Source organism: Pantoea eucalypti, assembly GCF_009646115.1.
GTDB lineage: Bacteria > Pseudomonadota > Gammaproteobacteria > Enterobacterales > Enterobacteriaceae > Pantoea > Pantoea eucalypti.
Genome location: NZ_CP045720.1, coordinates 2,135,807 through 2,161,367 on the forward strand (window position 1 = coordinate 2,135,807; position 25,561 = coordinate 2,161,367).

Sequence of the window (25,561 nt, forward strand, 5' to 3'; positions counted from 1 at the left end):
TTTTTCCTCACACTATATTGAGTTGTTTAGCGAGTTTGTAATGGTGCCCGTCAATATCGACCAAGCGTTTTTGCATGCTTAATAAATCAATCGGGATCGGTTTATTGCTGCCATTAATAATGACCGCTTTATTCCGCATGCCTGACTGAATACAACGCACCACTTCACTGGCCATAATGGTGCCCTGATAAATTTCTTCGCAGGTGGGATCACCATTGCGCAGTCCGTAACCGAGAATAGTTTTACGGATGCGTACGCCAATAAGCGGCTCAAGCTGTTTGATTAAGGTGTCGATCGCCCCCTGAAAACCGGGCGAATATTCACGGGTGTAGCCTTCTGAACAGAGGATGACCACGCTGTTCTGTTCGGCCAGCCGTCCGGTAATACGCTGCGCCAGTTGTGGCAAAGGAATCTGGCACTCCGGAATCAGGGCGATATCCGCATTGGATTTAATCGCCGATTGCAGCGTTAATTCGCCGCAATAGCCGCCGAGTAACTCCAGCATAAAAACCCGGCCCGGTAAGGCGCGCCCGGTATTACGCAGTTTTGCGACCTCTTTTAATACCTGTTCGCAGGCGGTAGAAAATCCCAGCGTGTAATCACTGCCGAAGACATCATTGTCGATGGTCATACCGACGCCGAAACAATTAACGCCAGACTCCGACAGGATGTGGAGAAACTGCAGCGATCCGTCACCGCCTGCCATGATTAATACGTCAATACGTGCGCTTTTAAGCTGGCGCGCAATTAAATCATATTCGCTGCGCACCAGTTTCTTTTGCGTCCTTCCGGACTGCATCACCGGAATCGGGGCGATGGCAAAGTCGAGCAGATCGCGCTGGCTGATATCACGATGGTTATTTGCCAGAAGGCCGGGAATGCCGCCGTCAAATATCACCATCTCAGCCTGCGCGAGACGCCCTATCTGGAAGACAAAGTTATTTATTCCGGTGACATCCCCGCCACTGATCACCATTCCAATGCGCATTTCCCTCACCCCGCTGGCTTACTCTGCTGAGGGCCATTCTTCCGGTTCACGGGGTTGCTATTTGCAGAGGAGATCACAGTTACGCGCGGTATTTTTCGGGCAGGCGTGTTGACAGCAGTAGCTTAAGGCCTTTATTTGTGAGCTGAGTCACTCTATTCCAACTTATTACTTCACGGACGAATCAATACAAATCATCAGCTTAGGTTGCCGAACAGGTTTTTGATTTGGCCAACAGAATAACGAATGATCGGGCATAAAAATGGCATTGCGAATTTGTGACTTTCACCTCATTTTTCCCTGTTCTGGCCCGGTTCAGGCGATTAAAATAGTTTTTATCGGGAGGGCTGGATTATTCAGTGCACGTAAAAAAGGGAATATTTCAGGAGAGGCAGGAAAGGAAGAAAAATGAATCAGGGGCGCAGCGAGCTGCTGCGCCCCACACACTTATTTCGCGTAAGCTTCGGTAGACAGCGTCAGGGTGACGTCGTCGCTTACCGCCGGGACATATTTGTCCAGCCTGAAGTCAGAACGCTTGATGGTGCCGGTGGCATCAAAACCAATCGCCTGCTTCTTCACCATCGGATGCTCGCCCTGCTTGTTCAGCGTGGCGTGCAGCGTAACAGGCTTAGTGATCCCTTTCAGGGTCAGGTTACCTTCAACGTCAAATTTGTTGTCGCCCTTTGCAACCACTTTGGTGCTGTGGAAGGTCGCAGTTGGGTATTTGGCCGTGTCGAAATACTCAGCGCCTTTGAACTCTTTGGTCAGCGCCGCAACATGGCTGTCGATTTTGCTGACTGGCAGGGTTACGTCAACGCGTGATGCTTCCGGATGATCTTTATCAAACACCAGCGTACCGGTTGCATCCGGAATATCCGCGGTAGGATTTGAGAAGCCAAAATGGTTCCAGGCCACAATGACAGACGTATGCTCAGGATTCAGCTGGTAGTGCATCGCCTCAGCCTGAGATAACGGGGCGTAAAGGGTAGCAGCGGCTAACAGGGGCAGTGCGATACGTTTGAAGTTCTTCACAGTCAATTCCTTATCCGGACAAAAGTGAACTGAGTGTGGTTCAGTTAGCCCGGAATAGACAGTGAAGAGATTTGTCCGTAATTTTCAAATAAATTCAGCAACTTTATATCGGGCGCTATACATTTTCTCCCCCGGTAAACAGCACGCGCCAGCGGCGGCGATCCTGAATCAGTGTGCGGTGCAGCTGTTGCAGATCGGTAAGGGTCAGCGCCTCTATCTGCGCCGCATCCGGTTCTGCCAGACCATTTTCACGGCGTAACTGCGCCAGTGGCTGCGCCACTTCCCGGCTCAGCAGACGCGTTTTCAGTGCCACCAGGTCACACTCTGCCAGCGTCTCGTTAAGGGAACGCAGGAAGTTGCGGCAGTAGCGCAACAGTGACAGCGCGCTGTAATCGGGCGACTGCAGCGCAAACACTACGCCGTCTTCATCGGCACAGCGCATATAGCGGCTGTTAACGACATACCCTATAGGTTGTTCAACCCGATAGCGCTGGAAGAAACGCGGCTCGTAGATCAGCGCCAGCGCACGTAATGCCGCAAGCTGTTCAGGACGGTGCAGTGGAATAAACAGCAACAGCGCGTTATCCGTACTGGCGTGCAGCAGACGCGTCATGCCCGTTTGTGTGGTCATACGTTTTGGTGGCGTGTCAGGGTTAACCGGCAGCGACAGCGCGCTCAGCCGCCTGGCAATCAGCGAATGCAGCGCCGCGTTGCCGCCTTTAAGCGCCGCCCGCCAGCAATCCGGCGCAAAGGTCGCTGCCAGCTGATAAGGCAGCTGCTGCTGCAGCGCGCGGATTGCGATGCTTTCGACAGGTGACGGCAGGTTTGCCTCAACCGGCAGCGACAGTGCACAGACAATCTGGCTCAGCGCCTGATCAGTGACCGCCTCATCTGTCGTCAGCTGAAGCGTGAGCTGCCATACGCCCTCTACTTCCTGCCAGCAGCCGTTACCGCCCTGGTGACGCAGCGCAGCAAACAGCGGACGCAACCGCCGCCCCAGCGCTTCGCCCACCTCGGCGGTAAACGTTGAGTAAAACTCGGGTCGCAGAATCAGCACGGGGTTCGGGTTATCTGACTGATAATGCGGTAACGCCACCGACTCTTCGGGCAGAGGATCAGGCGTAATGGCGGCATCAAGCGGATAGAATGTGAAATTCACCGCGGGCAGCGCGTCAGGTGGTGCTGGCTGCCAGTGGGTCAGTGCCAGACTGTAACCCTGTGTGATGAGATTTTCTGCTGCCGGTTGCGGCGTACAGCAGAGCAGGGTGCCCGGCGCGGCATTAAGCCTCTCCAGCAACAGCAACAGTGCTGGCAGCGCTTCATCAGGCGCAAAGCCAACGGCGCGCTGACGGAGTTGCTCCATAGGTGACAACGTCACAAATCGTTGCTGAGCAAGCTGATGATAGTGCTGATGCTGTGCCTCACCGGTCTGGCTCAGTGCCTGCACGTAGCTATCAATCAGCGCATTCACGGTTTCTGGCATCTCAGTTTCGACGCCCAGCGCCAGCCAGAGCGCACCGCCCGCCTGATAGATCCACTTCAGCTCCAGCGTCTCCGCCAGCCCCTGCTCACGCAGCGTTGCCAGCAGCGATCCGGGCGCCTCATCCAGTAAAAATTCACGCCACAAAGTGACACCGTCACTGCTTTCAATCAGCCAGGTGCGCCATAATGCTGGCGAGGCGCTACCCGCCAGTTGCCAGCAGGTCTGGCTGTTCAGCTGCGGCGGGGGCAGATCCTGTTGCCACTGACCAGCAGGCAGCGCGCTGGCAAACTGACGTGCCAGCTGCTCCAGTTCATCCAGTGACTGCGGTCCCTGTAGCCAGAGCCGCATATTACTGGCGAAATAGTAACGCTGATGGAACTGACGCAGCGCCCGTTGCAGCGCAGACATCTCGTCGCCAAAGCTCGCCCGGCTGCCGATATGGAAGCGCTGAAATTCCGCAGGTGATTGCGCGGAATGCAGCAGTGCCGCTTCGATGCGGGATGGCTCATGGCGCTGCAACAGCTGATACTCGGCGTCAATCACCGCCACTTCCTGCGCGATGGCCTGATTATCCAGCAGCGGAGAGACGAGCATATCCTGAAGTCGGGCCAGCCCGTCAGCCAGCAACGACGGCGTCACCTCAAAGAAAAACGCGCTGCGCCGGGCCAGCGTGGTGGCGTTGACCTTCCCGCCCTGGGTCTGAATCCAGCTCATCAGCCGGCCCTCATCAGGCCAGCCGCTGCTGCCGGTGAACAGCAGATGCTCCAGCAGATGCGCCAGTCCGGGCCAGCGTTCTGGCTCATCGTGGCTCCCTGCACCCACCTGAATCAGGGCAGCGGCCTGGCTGGCATCTGCCTGATGCACCAGTTCAATCATCAGACCGTTTATCACCAGGCCGCGCGTTTTCATCAGAGGTTCCGTGTTTTGTAGATCAGTTGCGAGTTGCTGCGGTTACGGAACTGCAGCTGACCAATTTTAATGTCGCTGCAATCCGCCTCACGCCGGGCTTCAAGGATTTTGCCGTGATGCGGCGATTTGCTGCAGACCGGATCGGTGTTGTCGGCATTGCCGGTCAGCATGAAAGCCTGACAGCGACAGCCGCCAAAATCTTTCTCTTTCTCATCACAGGAGCGGCACGGCTCCGGCATCCAGTCGAAACCGCGATAACGGTTAAAGCCAAACGAGTTATACCAGATATCGTCCAGGCTTTGCGTCAGTACAGAGGGAAATTCCACCGGCAGCTGGCGCGCACTGTGACACGGCAGCGCCGTGCCCTCTGGCGTCACGCTGAGGAAGATAGCGCCCCAGCCACCCATGCAGGGCTTGGGTCGCTCTTCGTAGTAGTCTGGCGTCACAAACAGCAGGTTGGTCAGATTGCCGGTGGTGCTCATCCGCTCACGGTAGGTTTTCACCACGGCTTCCGCACGGGCGATCTGCTCACGTGTCGGCAGCAGACCTTCACGGTTAAGCTGCGCCCAGCCGTAGAACTGACAGGTCGCCAGTTCAACGTCATCTGCCTCCAGCTCAATACAGAGGTCAATGATTTTATCGATCTGATCGATGTTATGACGATGCAGCACGAAGTTCAGCACCATCGGATAGCCGTGGGCTTTCACCGCTTTCGCCATCTCCAGCTTCTGCTGAAACGCTTTTTTCGATCCCGCCAGCGCCGCATTCAGGGTTTCGTCACTCGCCTGGAAGCTGATCTGGATATGATCCAGACCCGCTTCGCTGAACGCATCCAGCTTCTTCTCGGTCAGGCCAATGCCGGAGGTGATCAGGTTGGTATAGAAGCCAAGGTCGCGCGCCGCCTTGATCAGCTCAGGCAGATCTTTTCGCACCAGCGGCTCGCCGCCGGAAAATCCGAGCTGAACGCTGCCCATCGCGCGCGCCTGACGAAAGACTTCGATCCACTGCTCAGTCGTCAGCTCCTTCTCCTGCTGGGCGAAATCCAGCGGGTTAGAGCAGTAGGGACACTGCAGCGGACAGCGATAGGTCAGCTCTGCCAGCAGCCAGAGCGGCGGATTCACACCAGGTTTATGCGGGGTCACGGAACTGTATCCACTTCTGTTCATAGGCTGACTGCAGGAATTCTAAGACGTCCGGACCCACGCCGCCCGCTTCCGGAAAACGGTTATCCAGGGTCGCGATAATCGCGGCGATATTCTGTTTGCCATCCACCAGCTCAAGAATGGCGGCGGCGGTTTCGTTCAGCTTTGCCATGCCTTCAGGATAAAGCACCACGTGCGTATCCTGAGCAGCTTCCCACTGCATACGGTAGCCGCGACGAAACGCGGCAATCGAGTTTTCATTCATCTGTTATACCAGTCGGGTGGTGTGCCACGCCGCCTTGTCTGTGACGGTGTGATAAGGCGGACGTTTCAGCTCGTAAGCCATGGTCATGGCGTCCAGCATGCTCCATAAAATATCGAGCTTAAACTGCAAAATTTCCAGCATCCGGTTCTGCGTTTCAGCGGTAGTGAAGTACTCCAGCGCCAGCGCCAGACCATGCTCCACATCGCGGTTCGCCTGACCCAGGCGGCTGCGGAAGTAGAAATAGCCCTCTTCTTTGATCCATGGATAGTGCTGCGGCCAGCTCTCAAGCCGTGACTGGTGGATCTGCGGAGCGAACAGTTCGGTGAGCGAGCTGCAGGCCGCCTCCTGCCAGTTGGCGCGGCGGGCGAAGTTAATGTAAGCATCCACCGCAAAACGCACGCCCGGCAGCACATGCTGCTCTGACAAGAGTTCTTCGCGCGTCAGACCGACCGCCTCGCCCAGCCGCAGCCAGGCCTCAATGCCGCCCTCTTCGCCATTGCTGCCGTCGTGGTCAAGGATGCGCTGAACCCATTTGCGGCGGGTCGCCGGATCGGGACAGTTAGCCATGATCGCCGCATCTTTTAGCGGAATGGTGGTCTGGTAATAGAAGCGGTTTGCCACCCAGCCCTGAATCTGCTCGCGCGTGGCCTGACCGTTATGCATCGCAATGTGATACGGGTGATGGATATGGTAGTAAGCGCCTTTGTCGCGCAGGGCCTGTTCAAAAGCCTGTGGTGACAGCGTGTCAGTGATCTGCATGATTTAGCCCTGAAGGTGGATCGCCATCCCGTCCCAGCTCACATCTATTCCCTGCTCCGTCAGAAACTGACGCTGCGGTGACTGCTCGTTAAGGATCGGATTGGTGTTGTTAATGTGGATCAGAATTTTGCGTCTGGCCGGCAGAGACGCCAGCAACGCCATCAGTCCCTGCTCTTCCGCCAGCGCCAGATGGCCCATCGCCTTGCCGGTGTTGTGACCCACGCCGGTAGCCAGCAGCTCATCATCCTGCCAGACGGTGCCATCAATCAGCAGGCAATCCGCTTTTTGCAGCCACGGCAATATCACCGCATCGGGCTCGCCCAGACCTGGTGCGTAGAGCAGCGTCTGGCCATTCGCCCGGTTTTCAATAAACAGCGCCACGTTGTGGCCGGCAAGCGGCCTGTCGCGGAAGGGCGAGTAAGGCGGTGCATTGCTGATAATGGGAATCGCCGTGAACTGCAGATCTGTGCAGACATCGACGCTGAACGGCGTCAGTGGCGCAATCGGCCGGTGCTGTAAGCCGCCATTCCAGTGGGTGAGCATCGGAAAGATCGGGAAGCCGGTGCTGAGGTCAGCATGCACTTCCGGCGTACACCACACCTGATGCGGGCAGCCTTCACGCAGGCTCAGTAGCCCGGTGGTGTGATCGATCTGGCTGTCGGTGAGGATAATCCCCCCAATCGCCGTGCCGCGCAGCACGCCCTGGCGGGTCAGTTCTGGCGTATGCAGGATCTGCTGGCTGATATCGGGTGAAGCGTTGCATAGCACCCAGTCTTCGCCGTTATCGCTCAGGATAATTGACGATTGCGTGCGTGCCTGGGCCTGAATCGTGCCATTACGCACGCCGTGGCAGTTGGCGCAGTTACAGTTCCACTGCGGAAATCCGCCACCCGCGGCTGAACCGAGGATTTTGATAAACATAGAGGAAAACCAGAAGTTGAAAAAAAATGCCCGCTCAGAGGGCGGGCAGAACGATTAACGGTTGGAGATGTACAGAGTGACTTCCAGACCGAGACGCATATCAACGAAAGTTGGTTTTTTCCACATGAGTTACTTCCTCTTGGTTAACAGTAAAAAAGCTGTCTGAAATCAGCGTGACCGGCAATGAATGAGACGGCCGTCACAATTTCCAGGCAGATGTTGCGCCAATGGCGCGTCGGGATCAAGTCCGGAACGTAAGGAAATTGTTATCACAGCCCGGTCAGTTGTAAAACCCGCTGCCAGTTTCCCCATGCCAGTTTCTCAGTCAGTGTCTGATCATAGCCTGCTTCCTGAAAAGCAGCGAGCAATCGCGGCATTCCGCTGACATCGCCCAGCGCTGCTGGCGGGGTAATTCCGTCGAAATCGGAGCCAAACGCCACATGGTCGCTGCCCATTATCTTCAGGAGGTGATCACAATGCTTAACAATTTCTGTTAATGGCGTGTCAGCGTCGCGTTTACCGTCGGCGCGCAAAAACGCATTGCCGAAATTAATGCCGACCAGACCGCCACTGTCGCGGATCGCCAGCAGCTGGTCATCGGTCAGATTGCGCGGCTGCGGACAGAGGGCGTGCGCGTTGGAGTGGCTGGCGACCAGCGGCGCGCGGGAAAGCCGGGCGGTTTCCTGGAACGTCTTCATGTTCATGTGCGACACGTCGATCATCATCTTCAGCTCACCCGCCTGCTGAATCAGCCTTTCGCCGGCAGCGGTCAGGCCCGGCCCCGTGTCGGGCGAGCCGGGAAAACTGCCGCTGACGCCTTCACCAAAGCGACTGCGCAGATTCCAGAATGGCCCGATGCTGCGCACCCCCGTCTGCCAGAAGGCGTGCAGCTGTTCGCCCTCCTCGTCCAGCGCATCAGCACCTTCAATGTGAGCCACCATCGCCAGTACACCGTCGGCGCGACAGGCAATAATATCTTCACTGCTGCGGCAGAGTCGCGCCCGCCCGCCTGACGCATCGGCCAGCTGCTGCAGGATCTCAAGCTGTTGCCACATGATCTCCAGCGGGCGATACGGCTCATCGGCCCGAACCGGAACGGTGCGGGCGATATATTCCTGCGGCGGCACAAAGATCGCAAACAGCCCGCCACCCATTCCGCCCTGCTGAATGCGCGGAAAGTCGAGATGCCCCCGCTCAATACCCTGATAAAACGCCTGAGCGGGCGCATCACGATGATGCAGCCAGAGGTTAAGCAACAGATCGTTGTGACCGTCAAAAATCAGCATAAGCGTCCACCCAGTTAAACAGGCGACCATGCTAACCCCACCAGGCGGATTCATCAAACCAGAGCGCACGGAGGGTGTTGTCACTTTTGCACATCAGGTTGTCAGCGTTGCGCGCGCGGTTTGCAGGGCTTGTCGTCAGACTGGTAAAAAACACAAGGAGAATACTATGCTGACCCAACCTGCTGATAAATATCGTGCCTCTCCGGTCGTGTCTCTGCCCGATCGCCAGTGGCCTTCACGCCAGCTCACCCAGGCCCCGCGCTGGCTCTCCACCGATTTGCGTGACGGCAATCAGGCGCTGGCAGAACCGATGGATCGGGAGCGGAAGATGGCATTCTGGGATCTGCTGCTGCGCTGCGGGTTCCGCGAAATTGAGGTCGCCTTTCCCTCGGCGTCACAAACGGATTTCGATTTTGTGCGCGACCTGATTGAGCAGCAACGCATCCCGGCGGATGTGACGTTACAGGTGCTGACTCAGGCACGCGAGGATCTGATTACCCGCACGTTTGCGTCATTACAGGGTGTTCCGCGTGCCATCGTACATCTCTACAATGCTACCGCGCCGCTGTTTCGTGAGCGGGTATTTAAACAGAGCAAAGCGGAAATCGTAGAGCTGGCCACCGCGGGCGCACGCCAGATCCGCGCGGAATGCGAGGCGCAACCCGGGACTGACTGGACCTTTGAATATTCGCCTGAGACCTTCTGCTTTACCGAGCCGGAGTTTGTGCTGGAGATTTGCGAGGCGGTAGCCGATGTCTGGCAGCCTGACGCGCAGCGGCCGATGATTATTAATCTGCCCGCCACGGTGGAGGTGAACACACCCAATGTCTATGCCGATCAGATTGAATTTTTCTGCCGTCACTTCAGCCGTCGTGACGCCGTCTGTATCAGCGTGCATCCGCACAACGATCGCGGCACCGGCATAGCCTGTGCCGAACTGGCCCTGCTGGCGGGCGCTGACCGGGTCGAGGGCTGTCTGTTTGGTAACGGTGAGCGTACTGGCAATGTGGACCTGGTGACGCTGGCGCTGAATCTCTATACCCAGGGCATTTCGCCGCAGCTCAATTTCAGCCAGATGCATGAGGTGATTGAGGTGGTGACACGCTGCAACCAGTTGCCGGTTCATCCCCGTCATCCCTATGCGGGTGAACTGGTCTTTACTGCCTTCTCGGGTTCTCATCAGGATGCAATAAAAAAAGGCTTCGCCATCCGCGCCGAACGGCAGGAGAAAGTGTGGCAGATGCCCTACCTGCCGCTGGATCCAGCCGACATTGGCTGCAGCTATGAGGCGGTGATCCGTGTGAACAGCCAGTCGGGAAAAAGCGGTGCTGCCTGGCTGCTGGAGCAGAATCATGGATTACAAATGCCACGTTCGCTGCAGCAGGATTTCAGCCGCTGTGTTCAGCATGAGACAGACCGGCACGGTGGCGAGATGACGCACTACGCGCTGTGGCAGCTCTTCTGCCATCAGTATGGTGTCACACGGCCCATGGTGGCGTTACAGCGGGCGGACAGCCAGAGTGACAGCGGCGGGCAGACGCAGATCAGCGCCAGCGTAGTGGTTCAGGACCGCTCACTGACACTGACCGGCAGCGGCAATGGCTGGCTTTCTGCGGCGGTGAATGCCCTGCGCAGCGCGTTTGATTTGCATCTGACCATTGAGGACTATCACGAGCACACGCTGGGACGGCGCAGTGACAGCCGCTCGGTGGCCTATATCAGCTGCGTGGATGTCCGTGGTGTGCGGGCCTGGGGAGTGAGTATTGATAACGACACGGCCCGTGCCGCATTGCAGGCGCTGCTCAGCGCGGCAGGCCAGTTTCTAGAGGGGGAAAATAGTCCGTGGGCGCAACGCCCAGCAGACGACGAAACATCGCACTAAACGCACTGGGGCTTTCATAGCCCAGCTCCAGTGCCACCCGCAGCACGGAGTCGCCCTGCGCCAGTCGCGTCAGGGCGATGGCCAGACGGGCGCGCCGCACCCAGTCACTGAACTGCAGGCCAGTTTCGCGCATGAAATGACGGGCCAGGGTGCGGCCCGAAACGTTAAGGTGGGCGCTGGCGCGCAGCAGCGTCCAGTTTTCACCGGGTGTCTGCTTGATCTGCTCGCACAGCGCCTGTAAACGGGGGCTGTTGGGTGTCGGCAGTGCAAAAGGCAGCACATCCATGCCGCGAATCTCATCCAGAATTAACTCCATCACCCGCTCAGCCCGGCTCCCGGCGCTGTAGTGCTCCGGCAGGCTGAGGGCCGTGACGATTAACTCACGCAGCAGCGGCGAGATCTGTACCACCTGACAACTGGCGGGCAGATCGGCGCGCGCCAGTGGGTCGATAAACAGGGTACGTGCCGCCACGCTGCCGGTAATCTGCAGCGCATGGCGGGTAAAAGCCGGGAGCCAGACGCCGCGGCTCGGCGGCACAACCCAGCTGCCAAACTCTGTCTCGACCCGCACCACGCCGCTCAGAGTATGGATCAGTTGGGCGCAGGCGTGATGATGCCAGGGTTCGCTGGCCCCGTGCAGGTAGTCGTGCGCCAGCGGCACCAGCGGGCGCGTACTGAAGTCAAAATGCTGCTGACTCATTGCGCCTTCAGGTAGCGGTAGATGACCGCCAGATCCTCTTCGCCGTGTCCGGCGTCAACCGCCTGCTGCCAGAGCTGCGCGATGTTCTCCAGCGCCGGTAATGGCGTCTCTGCCGCATCCAGCGCCAGGCGGGCATCTTTGAGCGCCCAGATCAGATGCATCTGCGGTGTATAGTCGTCGCTGGCGATCATCCCAAGCTTCATTTTCGCATAAGGCGCAGCCAGTGGACCGCCCTCCAGCACCTGCCAGAGATCGTCGGTGGAGAAGCCGAACTGCCCGGCCAGTTGGGTACTCTCCGCCAGGCTCTGCATCATGCCGATCAGCCAGCTGTTGATGACCAGTTTCATGCGGCTGCTCTTGCCCGCCTCACCCAGCCACTTTGTCCCTTTACTGATGGCGGCAAACACCGCTTCTGCCGCCTGCGCCCGGCTCTGATCGCCGCTGGCCAGCACCAGAATCTGTGCGTTCTCTGCGGGCGCTTTGGTGCCGGAGACCGGTGCGTCGATCAGTAAAAGATCGGGCCGTTTTTCTGCGAAAAAGGCGATCAGCGCGTCGGTTTTCTCGATGCCAATGGTACCCATCTGGCACAGCGTCGCGCCCTGCTTAAACGTCTCTTTCGCCTGATGCAGCACCTGCTCGGTGGTGTCGCCATCGGAGAGCATGGCAATCACCACATCCGCCTGACGCACCGCCTCTTCCGGCGAGTCAGCCAGCTGTAAACCGGCCTCCAGCAGATCCTCACCGCGTGCGCGGGTACGGTTCCAGCCGTGTACGCGAAAGCCTTTTTTCAGCAGGTTGGCGGCAAATGCGTGCCCCATTGCGCCTAATCCCAGAACCGCCACTTCAGGTTGTTGCATGTTGACTCCCCTGGTTTATCTGTCTGTATCCGACCCTGTCGGATGATTTATCACGGAAAAGCTGAATTCCAGCCTGGCGGTAAACCGAAAAAAAATCCAGCCCGAAACGGTGTACCCCATCGCATCAAACCCTTACCATACGCGGCGATTGTTTCACCTGATTCATTTACGCTTCTTTTTTAGGCCTCTGATAATGAAAATAATCTCTCTGCGTCAGGCGACGCTGCTGATGTTGCCTGCCATTTTGCCGCTGCCGCTGCTGGCGGCAGATAATCAAAATACGCTGGTCGTAACGGCCGCGCCGCCGGAAACGGGCCTTAACGAACTCGACACGCCTGCCGCCCTGAGTGTGGTCAGCGGCGACGATATGCGTCAGGCAGCACCGCGCGTTAATCTGTCGGAAAACCTCAGCAGCGTGCCGGGTCTGCAGATCCAGAACAGGCAGAATTACGCACAGGACCTGCAGCTGTCGATGCGTGGCTTCGGCTCCCGTTCAACCTACGGCGTGCGCGGTCTGCGCATCTACGTGGATGGCATCCCGGCCACCATGCCGGATGGGCAGGCACAAACCTCCAATATTGATATCGGCTCAATTGATCATGTCGAAGTGCTGCGCGGCCCCTTTTCTGCGCTGTATGGCAATGCCTCGGGCGGCGTGATCAACGTGACGACCCAGCAGGGACAGCAGCCAACCACGCTTGAAGCCAGCAACTGGTACGGCAGTTATGGCAGCTGGCGCAACAGCGTCAAAGCCAGTGGTGCGACCGGTGACGGCAGCCACGCCGGGGATGTGAACTACACGGTCTCCGCCTCCCGCTTCACCACTCACGGCTATCGCGATCACAGTGCTGCCCAAAAGAACCTCGGCAATGCCCGGCTGGGCGTGCGAATCGATGAAGTCAGTACCCTGACGCTGCTGTTTAACAGCGTTCACATTGATGCACAGGATCCTGGCGGTTTAACCGAAGCGCAATGGCGAGACAATCCGCGTCAGGTGGTGAGTAACGTTTCGCTCTATAACACCCGTAAAACGGTGGATCAGACTCAGGGTGGCCTGCGTTATCAGCGCCAGATGAGTGAAAACGACGACCTCAGCGTGATGCTCTATGCCGGGATGCGCGAAACCACGCAGTTCCAGTCAATTCCTGCCGCTGTTCAGCGCACTCCGTCTCATCCGGGTGGCGTCATCGCCCTGACCCGCCACTATCAGGGCGTCGATACCCGCTGGACCCATCGCGACACGCTGCTGTCGATTCCGGTGGCCGTGACCGGTGGCCTCGACTACGAAACTATGACCGAGCGCCGCAAGGGCTATGAGAACTTCACGGTCAGCAACGGCGTGACGCAGTTGGGTGAACAGGGCAATCTGCGCCGCAATGAACGCAATCTGATGTGGACGCTTGATCCTTATCTGCAGACCGCCTGGCAGCTGACCGATAAGCTGTCGCTGGATGCCGGCGTGCGCTTCAGCACCGTGAACTTTGACTCCAATGACTTCTATATCCGGCCTGGTAACGGTGACGACAGCGGTGAGGCGCGCTATCACAAATGGCTGCCCGCTGCGGCGCTGAAATATGCCTTTGACCCAGGCTGGAATGCCTATGTTTCTGCCGGTCGCGGCTTTGAAACTCCGACCATTAATGAGCTGTCTTACCGTTCAGATGACGCGACGGGCCTGAATCTGGGCCTGAAACCGGCCACCAGCGACACGCTGGAGATCGGCAGCAAAAAACGCATCGGCAATGGCCTGGTCAGCGCGGCGCTGTTCCAGACCGACACCCGTGATGAGATTGTGGCGGATGCCAGCAGCGGCGGACGCACGACCTATAAAAATGCCGGTCAGACCCGTCGTCGCGGTCTGGAGTTAAGCCTGGATCAACAGTTCGCCTGGGACTGGCGGCTGAAGATGGCCTATACGCTGCTGGATGCGCGCTACCGCAGTAACGCCTGTGGCAGCGACAGCTGTGACGGCAATCGCATCCCTGGCATCGCCCGCAACATGGCCTATGCCGGACTCGGCTATCTGCCGGAACAGGGATTTTACGCAGGCAGTGAGGTTCGCTATCTGAGCCAGATCGCCGCTGAAGATCAGAACAACGTCAATACCCCGTCTTACACCGTGGCGGCTGTGAACAGTGGCTATAAGTGGCTGGTTGAGAACTGGACGCTGGATCTGTTTGGTCGGGTCGATAACCTGTTTGACCGGCAGTATGTGGGTTCAGTGATTGTGAATGAGAGTAATGGTCGCTACTTCGAGTCAGCACCAGGCCGTAACTACAGTGTCGGTTTAACGCTGGGTTACGCCTTCCGCTAAAAGCATCCGGGCCACCCTGGCGGTGGCCCGGATCTACTCGCTAATCAGCCGCGTGTTTTCAACTGCGCCTTAATATCCTCACAGCTGCCGGTTTCACCCAGACGCGGGAAGATCAATTTTACGCTGTTGTTGTGGGTATCCATGTTCAGATCGGTCATCGCATCCGTTGCTAACGTGACGTTGTAACCCAGCTCATACGCCTGGCGCGCGGTCGATTCCACGCCGATGCTGGTCGCAATACCGCAAATCACCACCTGAGTGATGCCGCGCTGTTGCAGCTCATCGTGCAGTGACGTGGCATGAAACGCGCCCCAGGTTTTTTTGGTGACGGTGAGGTCATTCTGCTGCGGGGTCATCGCCGGAACCAGCGTCGCCCAGTCGGCAGGGAATTCGCCGCTGTGACGCCCCTGCTCGTTGCGGCCTGGCGCTCCACCGGCCACGTTAACCAGCACGACCGGCAGATCGTGTGCGCGAAACGCTTCGGCCAGATCGGCACAACGTTCGATCACTGGCTGCGATTCGTGAACCAGCGGCAGCGCCACAATGCCATGTTGCAGGTCGATAACAATCAGCGCAGTTTTTGCATCAAGTGTGGTGACAGCCATGTTGAATCCTCGGGGTTAATCGTCAGTAAGTCGTTGCAATAGAGGGAGAATGTCGGTCAGCTGCTGCTGTTCTGCCGGGCTAAGCCGCGCATCCAGCGTCCGGACCAGCCAGTCATCGCGCATCGCGCGACTTGAGCTAATCACCGCGAGGCTTGATTCGGTGGGCCGATAGCGGGTTTTACGACCATCGTGGGGATCCGGCTCGCCGGTCACCAGTTCTGCCGCCACCAGCCCAGCGACAGTTGTGCCCATTGACTGAGTACGTACGCCCTCGGCAGCCGCCAGTTGCGTTACCGTCATTGCCCCGTCGCGCACCAGATGGCCCAACACCGCCACCTGCGACCAGGTGAGTTCGCCAGGCGGTGCCGACTCGCGTAACCGGCGGCCCAGTTTGCCCACCAGCATCCGCAGCATGGCAGCAGATTCAGTCAGATCGCTCATTACTCGTCTCCATCGATAAGCGAAAGTATAAAGATAGGAAGGTAAACTGTGTAGTTTGCTGCGGTATCAATTTGTAACGTCCGGGCGTTGCAGGTAGTGAATCAGGCTGTGGAAGCGCAGCGGTGTGCTGAGCGGGTTCCGGTAGCTGTGCGGCACGTCGGCCCTGAACTGAAAGGCTTCACCGGTAAGCAGACGCCGCCAGACATCCCCGACACCCAGCAGCAGTTCACCTTCAATCACCACTACCTGCTCCACGCAGCCTGCTTCATGGGGCGAAGAATGACTCTGCGCGCCCGCTGCCAGCTCCACTGCCAGCAGATCAAATCGGAGGTGTGGATCGTAAGGCAGCAGCGAGCGCACGGACATTTCGGCATTAGTCTGACTGAATCCTGTCGCTGTGCCGGGAGGTAGTGCGCTGCCGTCGATAAAAAAGGAAAAAGGCACGTTAAAACCGGTGGCGATCTTCCATAGTGTCGCCACAGTGGGACTCGATTCACCTCGCTCAATCTGCCCCAGCATCGCTTTACTGACGCCGGTTCGCTCCGCCGTGAGTGTCAGGCTCCAGCCATTGGCCTGGCGCAACTGTCTGAGCGCGCCGCTCAGGTGTTGCTGAAAATCTGCCATTTTCTCTCCTGAATTCCGGTCACGGGTCTATGACACCAGGGTAATAGTGTAACACTTGTGCGTTATAGCGCATCATGCGACTATGTGCGCTATAACGCACAACCTTACTGAGAGTCTGATCATGACGAGAGCGGAATCGTCCCGTTTTACCCTGCCGATGCTGGTCTCGGGTTTTGTTGCTGTGCTGGTGGGCTACAGCAGCAGCGGCGCAATCATCTATCAGATGTTTCAGGCGGCAGGTGCCTCGCCCGCACAGATTGGGGGCTGGCTGTCAGTGCTGGGCCTCGCGCAGGGAATTGTCTCAATAGGGCTGTCATTGCGTTATCGCATGCCGGTGCTGGCCGCCTGGTCCACGCCGGGCGCCGCACTGCTGGCGACCAGTTTCCACGGCATTTCGCTGAATGAGGCGGTTGGCGTCTTTGTTTTCGCCAACCTGCTGATTGTCGTGTCGGGTGTGACGGGTCTGTTTGCCCGGCTGATGAACCACATTCCCGCTTCACTGGCAGCGGCGATGCTGGCGGGTATTCTGCTGCGCTTCGGACTTCAGACCTTTGCCGATTTACAGAGCAATTTTGTGCTGTGCGGCAGCATGTGCCTGGCCTGGCTGCTGGCGCGTCGCTGGCTTACCCGCTATGCCATTCTGGTGACGCTGCTGGTGGGCGTTGTGATTGCGCTGGCGCAGCACGCTATCCACTTTCCGCAGCAGTCGATTATGCTGGCTCTGCCGGAGCCGGTGATGCCGCACTTTACCCTGGCCACGCTGCTGGGGATGGGCGTGCCCTACTTCCTGGTGACGATGGCCTCGCAGAATGCCCCCGGCATCGCCACATTACAGGCGCACGGCTACCGACCGCCGGTCTCGTCACTGATGAGCTGGACCGGATTGGCTGGCCTGCTGCTGTCGCCGTTTGGAGGCTTTTCGGTCTGCGTGGCGGCGATTACGGCGGCGATCTGCATGAGCGATGAGGTCGACGAAAATCCTCAGCAGCGCTGGCGGGCGGCGGTGCTGGCCGGCATATTTTATTTGCTGGCGGGCGTGTCCGGTGCGCTCATTGCCGTGCTGTTCAGTGCGCTGCCTGCGGTGCTGATCGAGGCGCTGGCGGGTCTGGCACTCCTGGCAACGCTGGGCGGCAGCCTGCATCGCGCACTCGATGTGCCTGCCGAACGAGACAGCGCGTTAGTGACTTTTTTGATCACGGCGTCGGGTGTTTCGCTGCTGGGTATTGGTCCGGCATTTTGGGGACTGGCAGGCGGCATCATCGCTCACCTGGTGCTGGTGCGCAGAACCGTCTGATGACGTGATACCCGCTGAAATATCGGTTATTTTTCCACCCGCCGATGAAAAAAACACTGGATTTACCTCCTTTTCTGCCGTTTGATTTGTCATTGCCCCGCGTAAAATCAACCTAATCGTCGATAACACGCGATTTTCTGCCTCAGACAACGACCGATAAGGGCCCAACAGGTGGCAAAAACTATTCTGCGCAGCGGTAATCTGGATGCGGTTCTGGCGTTAGGTGAAAATGGCCAGCCGGTCTTCGCCTCCGCACTGCAAATTCGTGAAACCCTGCGTCTGCGCCGTCAGGGCGCACTGGCAGATTGCCTGGCGATACCCCAGGCTAATGATCGGGGCGATCGCCTCGACTGGTATTCCCCTATTAACGGCCGGGTGAAATCCTGGCTGGGCGCCAGCGATCATGAACGTCGCGCCGCACTGCAGCAGCTTACCGCCTGTCAGCAGGATATGCAGGCACTCAGTACGCGCGCGCGCGCGGCAGAGAACCCGTCGATGCGCCTGTTTGGTGCCCTGCTGAGCAAAACCCTGCAATTCCCCGACCAGCAGTATGTCTATCTGGTTGATGGTAAACCGGTTATCACCTTCTGGGGCTTTGTCGATGCCCAGGCACGCAGTCGTGATGATGCACTGGCCTGCCTGCGTGAGACGCTGGATGAAAACCTGCCGGCTACACTGGTTGAACCGCTGCCTGAGCTGCCTGCCACGCCCGTGGTCGCTGAGCCGATCATTATCGCTGAGCCCGAACCTGAACCCGAAGCGGCGGCTGAACCGCTGCCGGTTGTGGTGCCTGCAGAACCTCAGCCAGCCGCGCCTGTAGCGGCTCGCCGCCCTTTCCGCATCTGGTATCTGTTACCGCCCGTGGCGATTGCCGCTGCCGTGACGGTGGCCGTGCTGCTGCATAAGCCTGAGCCTGTGGTTACACCGGTTGCGACAACGAAGCCCGCCACAGCGACGATTACAACGCCAGCACCGGTATCTACTCCAACACCGGTTGCGAGTCAGGCACCAGTTGCGGCAACACCGTCAGCTGCGACGCCTCCTGCGGAGACAGTAACGGCCGAGAAACCACCCGAGTCGCTGCCTCAGGTCCCGGCAAACGCGGGCACCACCGACGCCGCGCCTGCTGCCTCATCTGCTACCCTTGCCAGTGTGGTAACGCCGCCGGTGCCAGCTAAAGCTGATGATCTGATTGTAACGCCGGACGCCGTGCGTGAAGGCCAGGTACAGGTGATTGATGGCCGCTGGCGGGTCACTATCGACCAGATGCAAACGCCAACCGGTAAGCCGCCTGTGATGCGCTTCCAGTTTAAAAATGGCAAAGGCAGCGTGCAGGTCGCTCAGGGTAATACCACCTGTAAAGCCGATGTCAGCGCCGCCATGACCAGCGCGGGTAACCTGGTTATTGAGAGCCGCTATACGGCGAAGTGCCAGAACAATTCGCGCTACCGTATGCCGCTGCTGGTCTGCCATGCGAGTATAGGCGCCGCTGTGTGTGAAGCGCAGTATGCTGAAGACCGGGTTTTCCCGATGACGATTAAGCGTGAGAGTAAATAACGATGCTGGCTCCCCTGATCGATGACAAACAAAAAATTACGCTGATTGAAAACAGCGGTGTGCAGTTTCTGGATTTTGGCCTGCAACTCTCCGATACCCCGGCGCGCCGCCAGTTTGTGCGCCAGACCGCCAATGGCCCGCTGCTGCGCCTGAAGGTCGATGGCAACAGCGGTAAGTTTCTGCTCTATCCGGAAGATGGGGGTGCCGCTGAAGTGGTGCGCCCGGAGTCCGATATCGCCCTGGCAGACTCCCTGACCCTGCTGTCAGCCTGCTGGCTGCCCTTGCCGATGCTGCGCTGTGCCAGCGGACGTCGCTTTATTGGTGGCCCTGAAAACTGGGCGCGGATGCGCCTGGTTGCCCTGCCCACTCCTGATGCGGCGGGCAATACCCATCGCGTCAGCCTGGCTTTCGACACCCGCTGCGTGGCGGAACAGGACGGTGGCGAGCAGCTCGGCCTGAGCCCTGCTGATGCACAAAATGGCGTGACCTTTGCGCTCGCCTGGCACAACTACGAGCTGGGCGAATTTCTTGATCTGACCTGGGTTGACGGCTGGCTGCGCGAATCCTTTACCGACCGCGTGTCCGATCGCCGCGAACAGGCGATTAATCAGGCACTGCGCGAGTTTGAGTATCAGGCGCACTACCTCAATCTGCTGGAGCTGCTGGGCGAACAGCTCGACCTCAGCGAAATTCACATTCAGGCCGCTACATTGCAGACCCCCGCGGTCAATGTCGATATCATTCTGGATGTCGGCAACTCCCATACCTGCGGCGTTCTGGTGGAAGATCACCCGGAAGAGAGCAACGGCCTGAAGCAGACCTATGAGCTGCAGCTGCGCGATCTCTCCGAGCCGCATCAGGTTTATAACGAGCTGTTTGACAGCCGTCTGGAGTTTGCCGAAACCCGTTTTGGTAAAGCGAATTTCTCGCTGGAAAGCGGTCGTGAACAGGCCTTTATGTGGCCGTCTCTGACGCGCGTTGGACGTGAAGCAAGCCGTCTGGCCCTGCAGCGTGTGGGACTGGAAGGCAGCACCGGCCTCTCCAGCCCGCGCCGCTATCTGTGGGATGAAGCGCGCTATCAGCCAGGCTGGCGCTTTAACACCCCTGGCGATCAGGCTGAACCGCTGGCCTACGCCGCACCCTTTACCACATTGCTGAACGACGAAGGCCAGCCGCTCTCTACGCTGGCACCGGACGATCGTCTGCCGGTCTTTTCGCCGCACTACAGCCGCAGTTCGCTAATGACCTTTATGCTGTGTGAGCTGCTGGCTCAGGCGCTGATGCAGATGAACAGCGCGGCACAGCGTCAGCGCATGCCACAGAGCCACGCGCCGCGTCAGCTGCGCCATGTGATCCTGACGCTGCCATCGGCGATGCCAAAGCCGGAGCGTGAAATTTTCCGCCGCCGGATGCAGGAAGCGCTGGCGCTGGTCTGGAAAGCGGAAGGCTGGCTGGCGGACGAAGATGAATTTACCCCCTCGCTGTCGCGTCAGACCCCGAAACCGCTGCCGGATGTGCAGATGGAGTGGGATGAAGCGACCTGTGGTCAGATGGTCTGGCTGTTCAATGAAACCCAGGTCAACTTTGCCGGTCGTGCCGAAGACTTCTTCAGCAGCATGGCGCGTCCGGACCGTCCGCGTGAGGCCGACGAACTGCCAGGAAAAAGCCTGCGTATCGCCTCGATTGATATCGGCGGCGGCACCACTGACCTCGCCATCACCCAGTATCGTCTGGACGATGGTCAGGGCAACAATGTCAAAATCACCCCGCGCCTGCTGTTCCGCGAAGGCTTTAAAGTGGCAGGCGACGATATCCTGCTGGATGTGATTCAGCTGTGGATTTTACCGGCGCTGCAGCAGCATCTTCAGAAAGCAGGTCTGACGCTGGCAGAACCGCTGATGAACAAGCTGTTTGGTCACGACAGCCGCATGGACGGTCAGGCGACACTGCGTCAGCAGGTCACCTTACAGCTGTTTATTCCGCTGGCGCAGGCAGTGCTGGAGCGTTACGAAAACTGGGATCCGCTGGAAAGTCACGCCGAGATCAACGCGCTGTTTGGCGAGCTGGTCGATCAGCCTCCGGGCGACGCGGTGCTGGCGTTTGTTAACGGTGAAATTCAGCGCGAACTGGGTGGCAATAGCCGTTTTGACCTGCTGCAGGTGCCGCTGGTGGTCAGTCTGGCCCAGTTGCATGGCGAATTTATGCAGCACCGGATGGCAATTATTCCGGCGCTGCGCTCAATGTGTGAAGTGGTGTCGCTCTATCAGTGCGACGTGCTGCTGCTGACCGGTCGCCCGTCGCGCTTCCCGGGTATTCAGGCGCTGGTCCGTCATCTGCAGCCGCTGCCGGGCAGCCGTATTCTGTCGCTGGAAGGCTATCACACCAGCGACTGGTATCCGTTTAACAAACATGGGCGCATCGACAACCCGAAATCCACAGCGGCAGTCGGCGCGATGCTCTGTCTGCTGGCGCTGGATCTCCGCCTCAGCAGCTTCTGGTTCCGCGCGGGCGATTTTGAACCCTATTCGACCATTCGCTATCTTGGCATGCTTGACGAAAACCAGGCGCTAACGGATGAGAACCTGTGCTACAGCGAAATTGACCTCGACAATCCTGGCTATGCGCTGGATAAAAAAAGCAGTTTCCGTATTCGTGGTAACGTCTGTCTCGGCTTCCGTCAGCTTGATAACGAGCGCTGGCCCGCCTCGCCGCTCTATAGCCTGACGCTGAACGACACCACGCTGGCGCGTAAGGTGGCCGGTGAGAGCGTGCTGCGCATCAAACTGGCCGTAAAAGCCGGCCCCGATGCCTCCGGCCCGGAAACCCTGGTGCTGAGCGATGCGCGCCTGGATGATGGCACCCGCGTGCCGCTGGAGCAGTTAAGTCTGAAGTTGAATACCCTGTCGGCGACCGGCAATGCCAATGCGCAATACTGGATTGACAGCGGGAGCGTGTGTAAACGATGAAAGCTTTGAAACCTCGTCAGCCGCAAACGCTGGCAAAACGCCTTAGCCTGCTGCAGGACGCCCTGAATAACAGCCTGACGTGGATTGAAACTACCCGCGAGCAGTCGCCACGACTGGCGCTGGAAGCCGAAACCCTGACGCTGCAGCTGCGTCAGGCGCGCGTACAGGCGCAGGCACTGGCGCAGCAGGTCGCACGTCCGGTGACGCTGGCACTGTTTGGACAGTCACAGGCGGGCAAAGCCTGGCTGCTGAACGAAATGGTGGCTGATGCGCAGGGCCAGCTCGTGACCCGCATGGGCGATAAACAGCTGAGCTGGTTTCAGCACATCAATCCCGGCAATCTCGACTTTGCTACCGCGACCCGTTTCAGCCATCAGCGCGAGCCGCTCTCAAATGAGTGGCCGGTTGAACTGACGCTGCTGAGCGAAGCGGAGATTGTGCGGCTGATGGTCGCGTGTGCCGGAGAGACGTCGCCTGACACCGCGCAGATTGACAGCGCACTGCAGCGCCTGCAGCGTCATCGCCTCGCTACGCCGCTGGCCGGTCTTGACGGTGATGCACTGGTCACGCTCTGGTCCTGGTGCCGTCGTCGTTCACACCACGATGTGCGGCTGGACCGTCATTTCTGGCCGCAGGCGGTTGAGCTGGCGCCGTGGCTCAGCGTTGACGACCGGGTGCAGCTCTTTTCTCTGCTGTGGCCAGCTCAGCCGGAACTGAACGAGATGCTGCGCAGCCTGCTGCATCTTCGTCATCAGCTGCGTAACAGCACCCGCGTAATCGCGCCACTGAGCCTGCTGACCGACACCTCGCTGCTGCCGGCTGAGCAGCTGATTGTGCCAGCCAGCGAGCAGGATCAGCAGCAGCTGGTCGAAGTCTGCCCGCTGAACGGTAACCGCATCGGCAAGGCGCAGAACGTTCCGCTGGGATTACTGGCGCTGCTGACGCTGGAAGTGCTGGCGCCACTTAGTTCGACGCCGCGTACCGCCCTCTATGATGATGCCGACATGCTGGAGCTGCCCGCGCCGGGTCAGTCCGGTGATGCGGCCACCCAGGAAGATCGTCAGCGTCTGCAACAGCAGGATCCCCTGCGTGCGCAGCTGCTGGCGCAGAAACGCGCCCTGCTGCCTGGTCTTTATGCCGCGCGTCAGGCGATTGACCTGCTGCTGGTTTGTACCGCAGCCAGTCACCGTCAGGATGTGGATCTCGCCAGCGAAACGCTGCGCGAATGGCAGCGTCAGCAGCCCGCTCAGGAATCGGCAGAGAAACCGCGCCTGATCTGGGCGATTACCCCGTTCGATGCCCGTCATCAGCTGGTCAATGTGGATGAAGCGGTGCAGCGTCAGATGGGACAACCGGGTCAGCACTGGGGATCGATGCTGGCACTGGATCGTGCGGGCGTCGACCGCATGGCAAGCTGGTTACAGGATGAGATGCAGCCGGAAGCCCGCCGCGACCTGCTGCTGGCTCAGCTGGCGCAGATTCAGCACACCGTGGTTGAGCGGCGTTTACTGCCCTGGACCGAAGCGGGTGCCAGTCCGGAACAGGCGGCACGCAAACAGAACATCGCCGACACGCTGCTGAAGTGTTTGCAGCATCGTACTGGCCTGCATGGCGAACTGCTGGAACGCCTGCAGCCGCCGCGTGAGGCGCTGCGCCAGCTCTGGCTTAATCAGTCAGCATTACAGGGCAGCAAACCCGCGAACAGCCAGGCACCGGAAAATCAGTTCGGCATCGGGTTCGAATTTGACCTGTTCAGTGAAAGCCCGGCCGAAGCACCGGTTCAGCCGCGTCAGAGCCTGCAAAGCGCTCAGCAGTTCCCGCGTCAGGTGCTGCTGCTGTGGCTGGATCATCTGCGTCAGCTGCCGGAAAACCGCAGCCTGCTGGCGTTGCTCAACGTGGACAAGGCGACGATGGAGTGGCTGGTTGAAGAGTTAATCACGGCCGGTTTCCGTACCGATATCGCGCAGAAACTGCAGCAGGCGCTGCATGAGCCCGATTCGCAGAGCGTCAGCCATGAATCACGCGCCGATCGTCAGGTGACGCGGGCGATGACGGTGCTGGGGGATTTTGTTGCCTGGCTCGGCTTTTTACAGCGCCCTGAAAGCGAACGCCCCGACAGCCGCGTTAACCGGGGTCAGGTGATATTCTCACGTCCTCCGGCGCCCAGCGTCAGCTTCAGTGCCGGTCAGCGTCTGACTAAACTCTCAGCGGCCCCGGCTAACCATACTGCCTATTATATCTACGACTGGCTGGTGGGGCTGAATCAGGTCATCATTGAGAACAATGGTTATACCGGCGGCGGCGATCTGCCACTGGCAGCCCGTGAAGCGCTGGTTGCCCTGCTCAGGCCACTGCGCGCTTAATCAATGATCAGGCGCAGTTCGCCCTCCAGCGACTGCGCCGCCTCTTCCAGCAGCGCCAGCACTGGCGCTAAATCGGCCTGATGCGCAGCATAGTGTTGCAGCCATACCGTAGCAGGCAGCGCCATCCCACCCGTCAGCCAGTCCCATAACGCATCCAGATTATGTCCGAACGTCTGCGGACAGCCGCTCTGATCAGCAAGCGCCTGATAAAAGGCCGCGCGCGTGGTGAGCTGATGCAGGTCAAAGGTCAGATTAAGCATGATCAGGGTACCTGTCTGAAGCTGCGGTAGTGATCGGTGGAGAGAAACACCAGCCCGTCAGAGGAGTAGACCAGACGATCGGCGTCGCGATGACCACAGCGATAATTCACATCCGCTTCATACCACTGACGACCTGCACGCGATGGCAGACGTTTTTCACGGTTGGTAAATCGATCGCCGCCGATAGCTTTTCCTGGCAGAACTTCGCACAGATTGCCTTTGGCTGGATTCCAGCCACGCTTACGCGCATCGCTTTTAGTGAGGTAGTAGTCCGGCAATTGCTGATGCTGCAGCACCCAGCGGGCCACGGTATGGGCATCGGTCAGGGTGGCGATATCCGCCTGGGCAGGTGTAGAACCCGTGTTCAGATAAGGTTTCAGGCCGTAGAAACAGGCCGCGAGGACAAGGAAAAGTCCAATCCAGAGTTTTTTTGACATGATGGCATCCGAGACAACAGGACGCAGATGATACCAGTTTTATGCACAGAGAAAAGCGCGGGCCAGACAAGCTGGCCCTGGCGAGGTTAAGCTGCGTGCGATTCCCCGCTGTGACGACGCCATGCACCCGGCGCGACACCATACTGACGTTTGAAACTGCGGTTAAAGGATTGCTGCGAGTCGAAACCTAACGAGATCGCCACATTGAGAATCGGCTCATCGGTGGTGGTCAGGCGATCGGCTGATTTTTTCAGCTTCTTAACGCGGATATATTCGCCCAATGGATAGCCGGTGTGCTCTTTGAACATACGCTGCAGGTGCCATTTGGAGTAACCCGCGCGCTCTGAAACAGTATCCAGATCCAGACGTGCTTCGATGTTGTTATCAATCCAGTCGATTAAATCGTGAATAAAGGCATCACTCATCATTCCAGTCTCTCCTGTCGCCGTGGCGAAAAGTATTAGTATCAGTTGCAGTTA

23 protein-coding genes are annotated in these 25,561 nt (G+C 58.6%); 6 read left to right on the forward strand and 17 right to left on the reverse strand.

The genetic code is table 11. The annotated features are described in order from the left end of the window. Positions 1 to 7 precede the first annotated feature (7 nt). The 9 genes from EE896_RS09895 to EE896_RS09935 all read right to left on the reverse strand — a co-directional run bounded on the left by EE896_RS09895 (position 8) and on the right by EE896_RS09935 (position 8,782). Positions 8 to 988, reverse strand: a complete 981-nt coding sequence (locus EE896_RS09895; protein WP_140915584.1) for a 6-phosphofructokinase — start codon at positions 986 to 988, stop codon at positions 8 to 10. A gap of 444 nt (positions 989 to 1,432) precedes the next feature. Then, the gene (locus EE896_RS09900; RefSeq protein ID WP_003853502.1) at positions 1,433 to 2,017 is read right to left on the reverse strand and encodes a YceI family protein; all 585 of its coding nucleotides are present in this window, start codon (positions 2,015 to 2,017) and stop codon (positions 1,433 to 1,435) included. A 115-nt stretch (positions 2,018 to 2,132) separates the two neighbouring features. Beyond that, positions 2,133 to 4,409, reverse strand: coding sequence for a pyrroloquinoline quinone biosynthesis protein PqqF (gene pqqF / locus EE896_RS09905; protein WP_140033464.1), 2,277 nt, complete (start codon positions 4,407 to 4,409; stop codon positions 2,133 to 2,135). Beyond that, positions 4,409 to 5,575, reverse strand: a complete 1,167-nt coding sequence (gene pqqE / locus EE896_RS09910) for a pyrroloquinoline quinone biosynthesis protein PqqE (RefSeq protein WP_003853499.1) — start codon at positions 5,573 to 5,575, stop codon at positions 4,409 to 4,411. Before pqqE ends, pqqF begins: the two co-directional genes overlap by 1 nt. After that, positions 5,538 to 5,816, reverse strand: coding sequence for a pyrroloquinoline quinone biosynthesis peptide chaperone PqqD (gene pqqD, locus EE896_RS09915; protein ID WP_003853497.1), 279 nt, complete (start codon positions 5,814 to 5,816; stop codon positions 5,538 to 5,540). The genes pqqE and pqqD overlap by 38 nt, the downstream gene beginning before the upstream one ends. 3 nt (positions 5,817 to 5,819) lie before the next feature. Then, positions 5,820 to 6,575 (reverse strand): pyrroloquinoline-quinone synthase PqqC, encoded by a 756-nt coding sequence (pqqC, locus tag EE896_RS09920; RefSeq protein ID WP_003853494.1) that lies wholly within the window; start codon positions 6,573 to 6,575, stop codon positions 5,820 to 5,822. Positions 6,576 to 6,578: 3 nt separating this feature from the next. Next, the gene (gene pqqB / locus EE896_RS09925) at positions 6,579 to 7,496 is read right to left on the reverse strand and encodes a pyrroloquinoline quinone biosynthesis protein PqqB (RefSeq protein WP_140915583.1); all 918 of its coding nucleotides are present in this window, start codon (positions 7,494 to 7,496) and stop codon (positions 6,579 to 6,581) included. A 54-nt stretch (positions 7,497 to 7,550) separates the two neighbouring features. Continuing rightward, positions 7,551 to 7,622 (reverse strand): pyrroloquinoline quinone precursor peptide PqqA, encoded by a 72-nt coding sequence (gene pqqA / locus EE896_RS09930; RefSeq protein WP_010245082.1) that lies wholly within the window; start codon positions 7,620 to 7,622, stop codon positions 7,551 to 7,553. 143 nt (positions 7,623 to 7,765) lie between these two features. Further along, positions 7,766 to 8,782, reverse strand: a complete 1,017-nt coding sequence (locus EE896_RS09935) for a dipeptidase (protein WP_140915582.1) — start codon at positions 8,780 to 8,782, stop codon at positions 7,766 to 7,768. A 166-nt stretch (positions 8,783 to 8,948) separates the two neighbouring features. Between EE896_RS09935 and leuA the strand changes: the two genes are divergently transcribed. After that, entirely contained in the window at positions 8,949 to 10,664 is a 1,716-nt protein-coding gene (gene leuA, locus EE896_RS09940; protein WP_140915581.1) for a 2-isopropylmalate synthase, read from the forward strand. Here the strand turns inward: leuA and EE896_RS09945 are convergent. Further along, positions 10,585 to 11,364 carry an AraC family transcriptional regulator gene (locus EE896_RS09945; protein ID WP_033762954.1) on the reverse strand — a complete coding sequence of 260 codons (780 nt, stop codon included), beginning with the start codon at positions 11,362 to 11,364 and terminating at the stop codon, positions 10,585 to 10,587. The genes leuA and EE896_RS09945 overlap by 80 nt on opposite strands. Further along, the gene (locus EE896_RS09950) at positions 11,361 to 12,221 is read right to left on the reverse strand and encodes an NAD(P)-dependent oxidoreductase (RefSeq protein WP_140915580.1); all 861 of its coding nucleotides are present in this window, start codon (positions 12,219 to 12,221) and stop codon (positions 11,361 to 11,363) included. The genes EE896_RS09945 and EE896_RS09950 overlap by 4 nt, the downstream gene beginning before the upstream one ends. A 193-nt stretch (positions 12,222 to 12,414) precedes the next feature. On the opposite strand from EE896_RS09950, the gene pqqU reads away from it, so the two are divergent. Then, complete coding sequence (gene pqqU / locus EE896_RS09955; protein WP_181405299.1) at positions 12,415 to 14,535, forward strand: TonB-dependent receptor PqqU; 2,121 nt, start codon at positions 12,415 to 12,417, stop codon at positions 14,533 to 14,535. A gap of 44 nt (positions 14,536 to 14,579) precedes the next feature. On the opposite strand, the gene EE896_RS09960 is transcribed toward pqqU, so the two are convergent. From EE896_RS09960 to EE896_RS09970, 3 genes are all read right to left on the reverse strand, one after another. Beyond that, complete coding sequence (locus EE896_RS09960) at positions 14,580 to 15,140, reverse strand: isochorismatase family protein (protein WP_039660283.1); 561 nt, start codon at positions 15,138 to 15,140, stop codon at positions 14,580 to 14,582. A 15-nt stretch (positions 15,141 to 15,155) separates the two neighbouring features. Then, entirely contained in the window at positions 15,156 to 15,581 is a 426-nt protein-coding gene (locus EE896_RS09965) for a MarR family winged helix-turn-helix transcriptional regulator (protein WP_003853479.1), read from the reverse strand. Between the two features lie 66 nt (positions 15,582 to 15,647). Further along, entirely contained in the window at positions 15,648 to 16,205 is a 558-nt protein-coding gene (locus EE896_RS09970) for a helix-turn-helix domain-containing protein (protein WP_039660285.1), read from the reverse strand. Positions 16,206 to 16,326: 121 nt separating this feature from the next. Here EE896_RS09970 and EE896_RS09975 point away from each other — a divergent pair, with 121 nt between their 5' ends. The 4 genes from EE896_RS09975 (at position 16,327) to EE896_RS09990 (ending at position 24,385) form a co-directional block, all read left to right on the forward strand. Next, positions 16,327 to 17,499 carry a benzoate/H(+) symporter BenE family transporter gene (locus EE896_RS09975; protein WP_039660287.1) on the forward strand — a complete coding sequence of 391 codons (1,173 nt, stop codon included), beginning with the start codon at positions 16,327 to 16,329 and terminating at the stop codon, positions 17,497 to 17,499. A 171-nt stretch (positions 17,500 to 17,670) separates the two neighbouring features. After that, positions 17,671 to 19,056 carry an SrfA family protein gene (locus EE896_RS09980; RefSeq protein ID WP_110411447.1) on the forward strand — a complete coding sequence of 462 codons (1,386 nt, stop codon included), beginning with the start codon at positions 17,671 to 17,673 and terminating at the stop codon, positions 19,054 to 19,056. A 2-nt stretch (positions 19,057 to 19,058) separates the two neighbouring features. Continuing rightward, complete coding sequence (locus EE896_RS09985) at positions 19,059 to 22,022, forward strand: virulence factor SrfB (protein ID WP_039660289.1); 2,964 nt, start codon at positions 19,059 to 19,061, stop codon at positions 22,020 to 22,022. Then, a complete protein-coding gene (locus EE896_RS09990) occupies positions 22,019 to 24,385 on the forward strand; it encodes a virulence factor SrfC family protein (protein ID WP_008926243.1) in 2,367 nt (788 codons plus the stop codon). Before EE896_RS09985 ends, EE896_RS09990 begins: the two co-directional genes overlap by 4 nt. On the opposite strand, the gene EE896_RS09995 is transcribed toward EE896_RS09990, so the two are convergent. The 3 genes from EE896_RS09995 to EE896_RS10005 all read right to left on the reverse strand — a co-directional run bounded on the left by EE896_RS09995 (position 24,382) and on the right by EE896_RS10005 (position 25,510). After that, positions 24,382 to 24,645, reverse strand: a complete 264-nt coding sequence (locus EE896_RS09995; protein WP_003853468.1) for a barstar family protein — start codon at positions 24,643 to 24,645, stop codon at positions 24,382 to 24,384. The genes EE896_RS09990 and EE896_RS09995 overlap by 4 nt on opposite strands. A gap of 2 nt (positions 24,646 to 24,647) precedes the next feature. After that, on the reverse strand, positions 24,648 to 25,082 hold the full coding sequence (locus EE896_RS10000) for a ribonuclease domain-containing protein (protein WP_003853465.1): 435 nt from the start codon (positions 25,080 to 25,082) through the stop codon (positions 24,648 to 24,650). 86 nt (positions 25,083 to 25,168) lie between these two features. Then, positions 25,169 to 25,510, reverse strand: a complete 342-nt coding sequence (locus tag EE896_RS10005; protein ID WP_003853463.1) for a helix-turn-helix domain-containing protein — start codon at positions 25,508 to 25,510, stop codon at positions 25,169 to 25,171. Between the last annotated feature and the right edge of the window lie 51 nt (positions 25,511 to 25,561).

What these genes read in the sequence shown, in the direction of transcription:
- EE896_RS10005 (WP_003853463.1), bottom strand. Translation starts at nt 25,510, where the DNA reads ATGATGAGTGATGCCTTTATTCACGATTTAATCGACTGGATTGATAAC.
- EE896_RS09950 (WP_140915580.1), bottom strand. Translation starts at nt 12,221, where the DNA reads ATGCAACAACCTGAAGTGGCGGTTCTGGGATTAGGCGCAATGGGGCAC.
- pqqE (WP_003853499.1), bottom strand. Translation starts at nt 5,575, where the DNA reads ATGAACAGAAGTGGATACAGTTCCGTGACCCCGCATAAACCTGGTGTG.
- pqqD (WP_003853497.1), bottom strand. Translation starts at nt 5,816, where the DNA reads ATGAATGAAAACTCGATTGCCGCGTTTCGTCGCGGCTACCGTATGCAG.
- EE896_RS09965 (WP_003853479.1), bottom strand. Translation starts at nt 15,581, where the DNA reads ATGAGCGATCTGACTGAATCTGCTGCCATGCTGCGGATGCTGGTGGGC.
- EE896_RS09985 (WP_039660289.1), top strand. Translation starts at nt 19,059, where the DNA reads ATGCTGGCTCCCCTGATCGATGACAAACAAAAAATTACGCTGATTGAA.
- EE896_RS09960 (WP_039660283.1), bottom strand. Translation starts at nt 15,140, where the DNA reads ATGGCTGTCACCACACTTGATGCAAAAACTGCGCTGATTGTTATCGAC.
- pqqB (WP_140915583.1), bottom strand. Translation starts at nt 7,496, where the DNA reads ATGTTTATCAAAATCCTCGGTTCAGCCGCGGGTGGCGGATTTCCGCAG.
- EE896_RS09970 (WP_039660285.1), bottom strand. Translation starts at nt 16,205, where the DNA reads ATGGCAGATTTTCAGCAACACCTGAGCGGCGCGCTCAGACAGTTGCGC.
- pqqU (WP_181405299.1), top strand. Translation starts at nt 12,415, where the DNA reads ATGAAAATAATCTCTCTGCGTCAGGCGACGCTGCTGATGTTGCCTGCC.
- EE896_RS09990 (WP_008926243.1), top strand. Translation starts at nt 22,019, where the DNA reads ATGAAAGCTTTGAAACCTCGTCAGCCGCAAACGCTGGCAAAACGCCTT.
- EE896_RS10000 (WP_003853465.1), bottom strand. Translation starts at nt 25,082, where the DNA reads ATGTCAAAAAAACTCTGGATTGGACTTTTCCTTGTCCTCGCGGCCTGT.
- pqqC (WP_003853494.1), bottom strand. Translation starts at nt 6,575, where the DNA reads ATGCAGATCACTGACACGCTGTCACCACAGGCTTTTGAACAGGCCCTG.
- leuA (WP_140915581.1), top strand. Translation starts at nt 8,949, where the DNA reads ATGCTGACCCAACCTGCTGATAAATATCGTGCCTCTCCGGTCGTGTCT.
- pqqF (WP_140033464.1), bottom strand. Translation starts at nt 4,409, where the DNA reads ATGAAAACGCGCGGCCTGGTGATAAACGGTCTGATGATTGAACTGGTG.
- EE896_RS09895 (WP_140915584.1), bottom strand. Translation starts at nt 988, where the DNA reads ATGCGCATTGGAATGGTGATCAGTGGCGGGGATGTCACCGGAATAAAT.
- EE896_RS09995 (WP_003853468.1), bottom strand. Translation starts at nt 24,645, where the DNA reads ATGCTTAATCTGACCTTTGACCTGCATCAGCTCACCACGCGCGCGGCC.
- EE896_RS09945 (WP_033762954.1), bottom strand. Translation starts at nt 11,364, where the DNA reads ATGAGTCAGCAGCATTTTGACTTCAGTACGCGCCCGCTGGTGCCGCTG.
- EE896_RS09975 (WP_039660287.1), top strand. Translation starts at nt 16,327, where the DNA reads ATGACGAGAGCGGAATCGTCCCGTTTTACCCTGCCGATGCTGGTCTCG.
- EE896_RS09935 (WP_140915582.1), bottom strand. Translation starts at nt 8,782, where the DNA reads ATGCTGATTTTTGACGGTCACAACGATCTGTTGCTTAACCTCTGGCTG.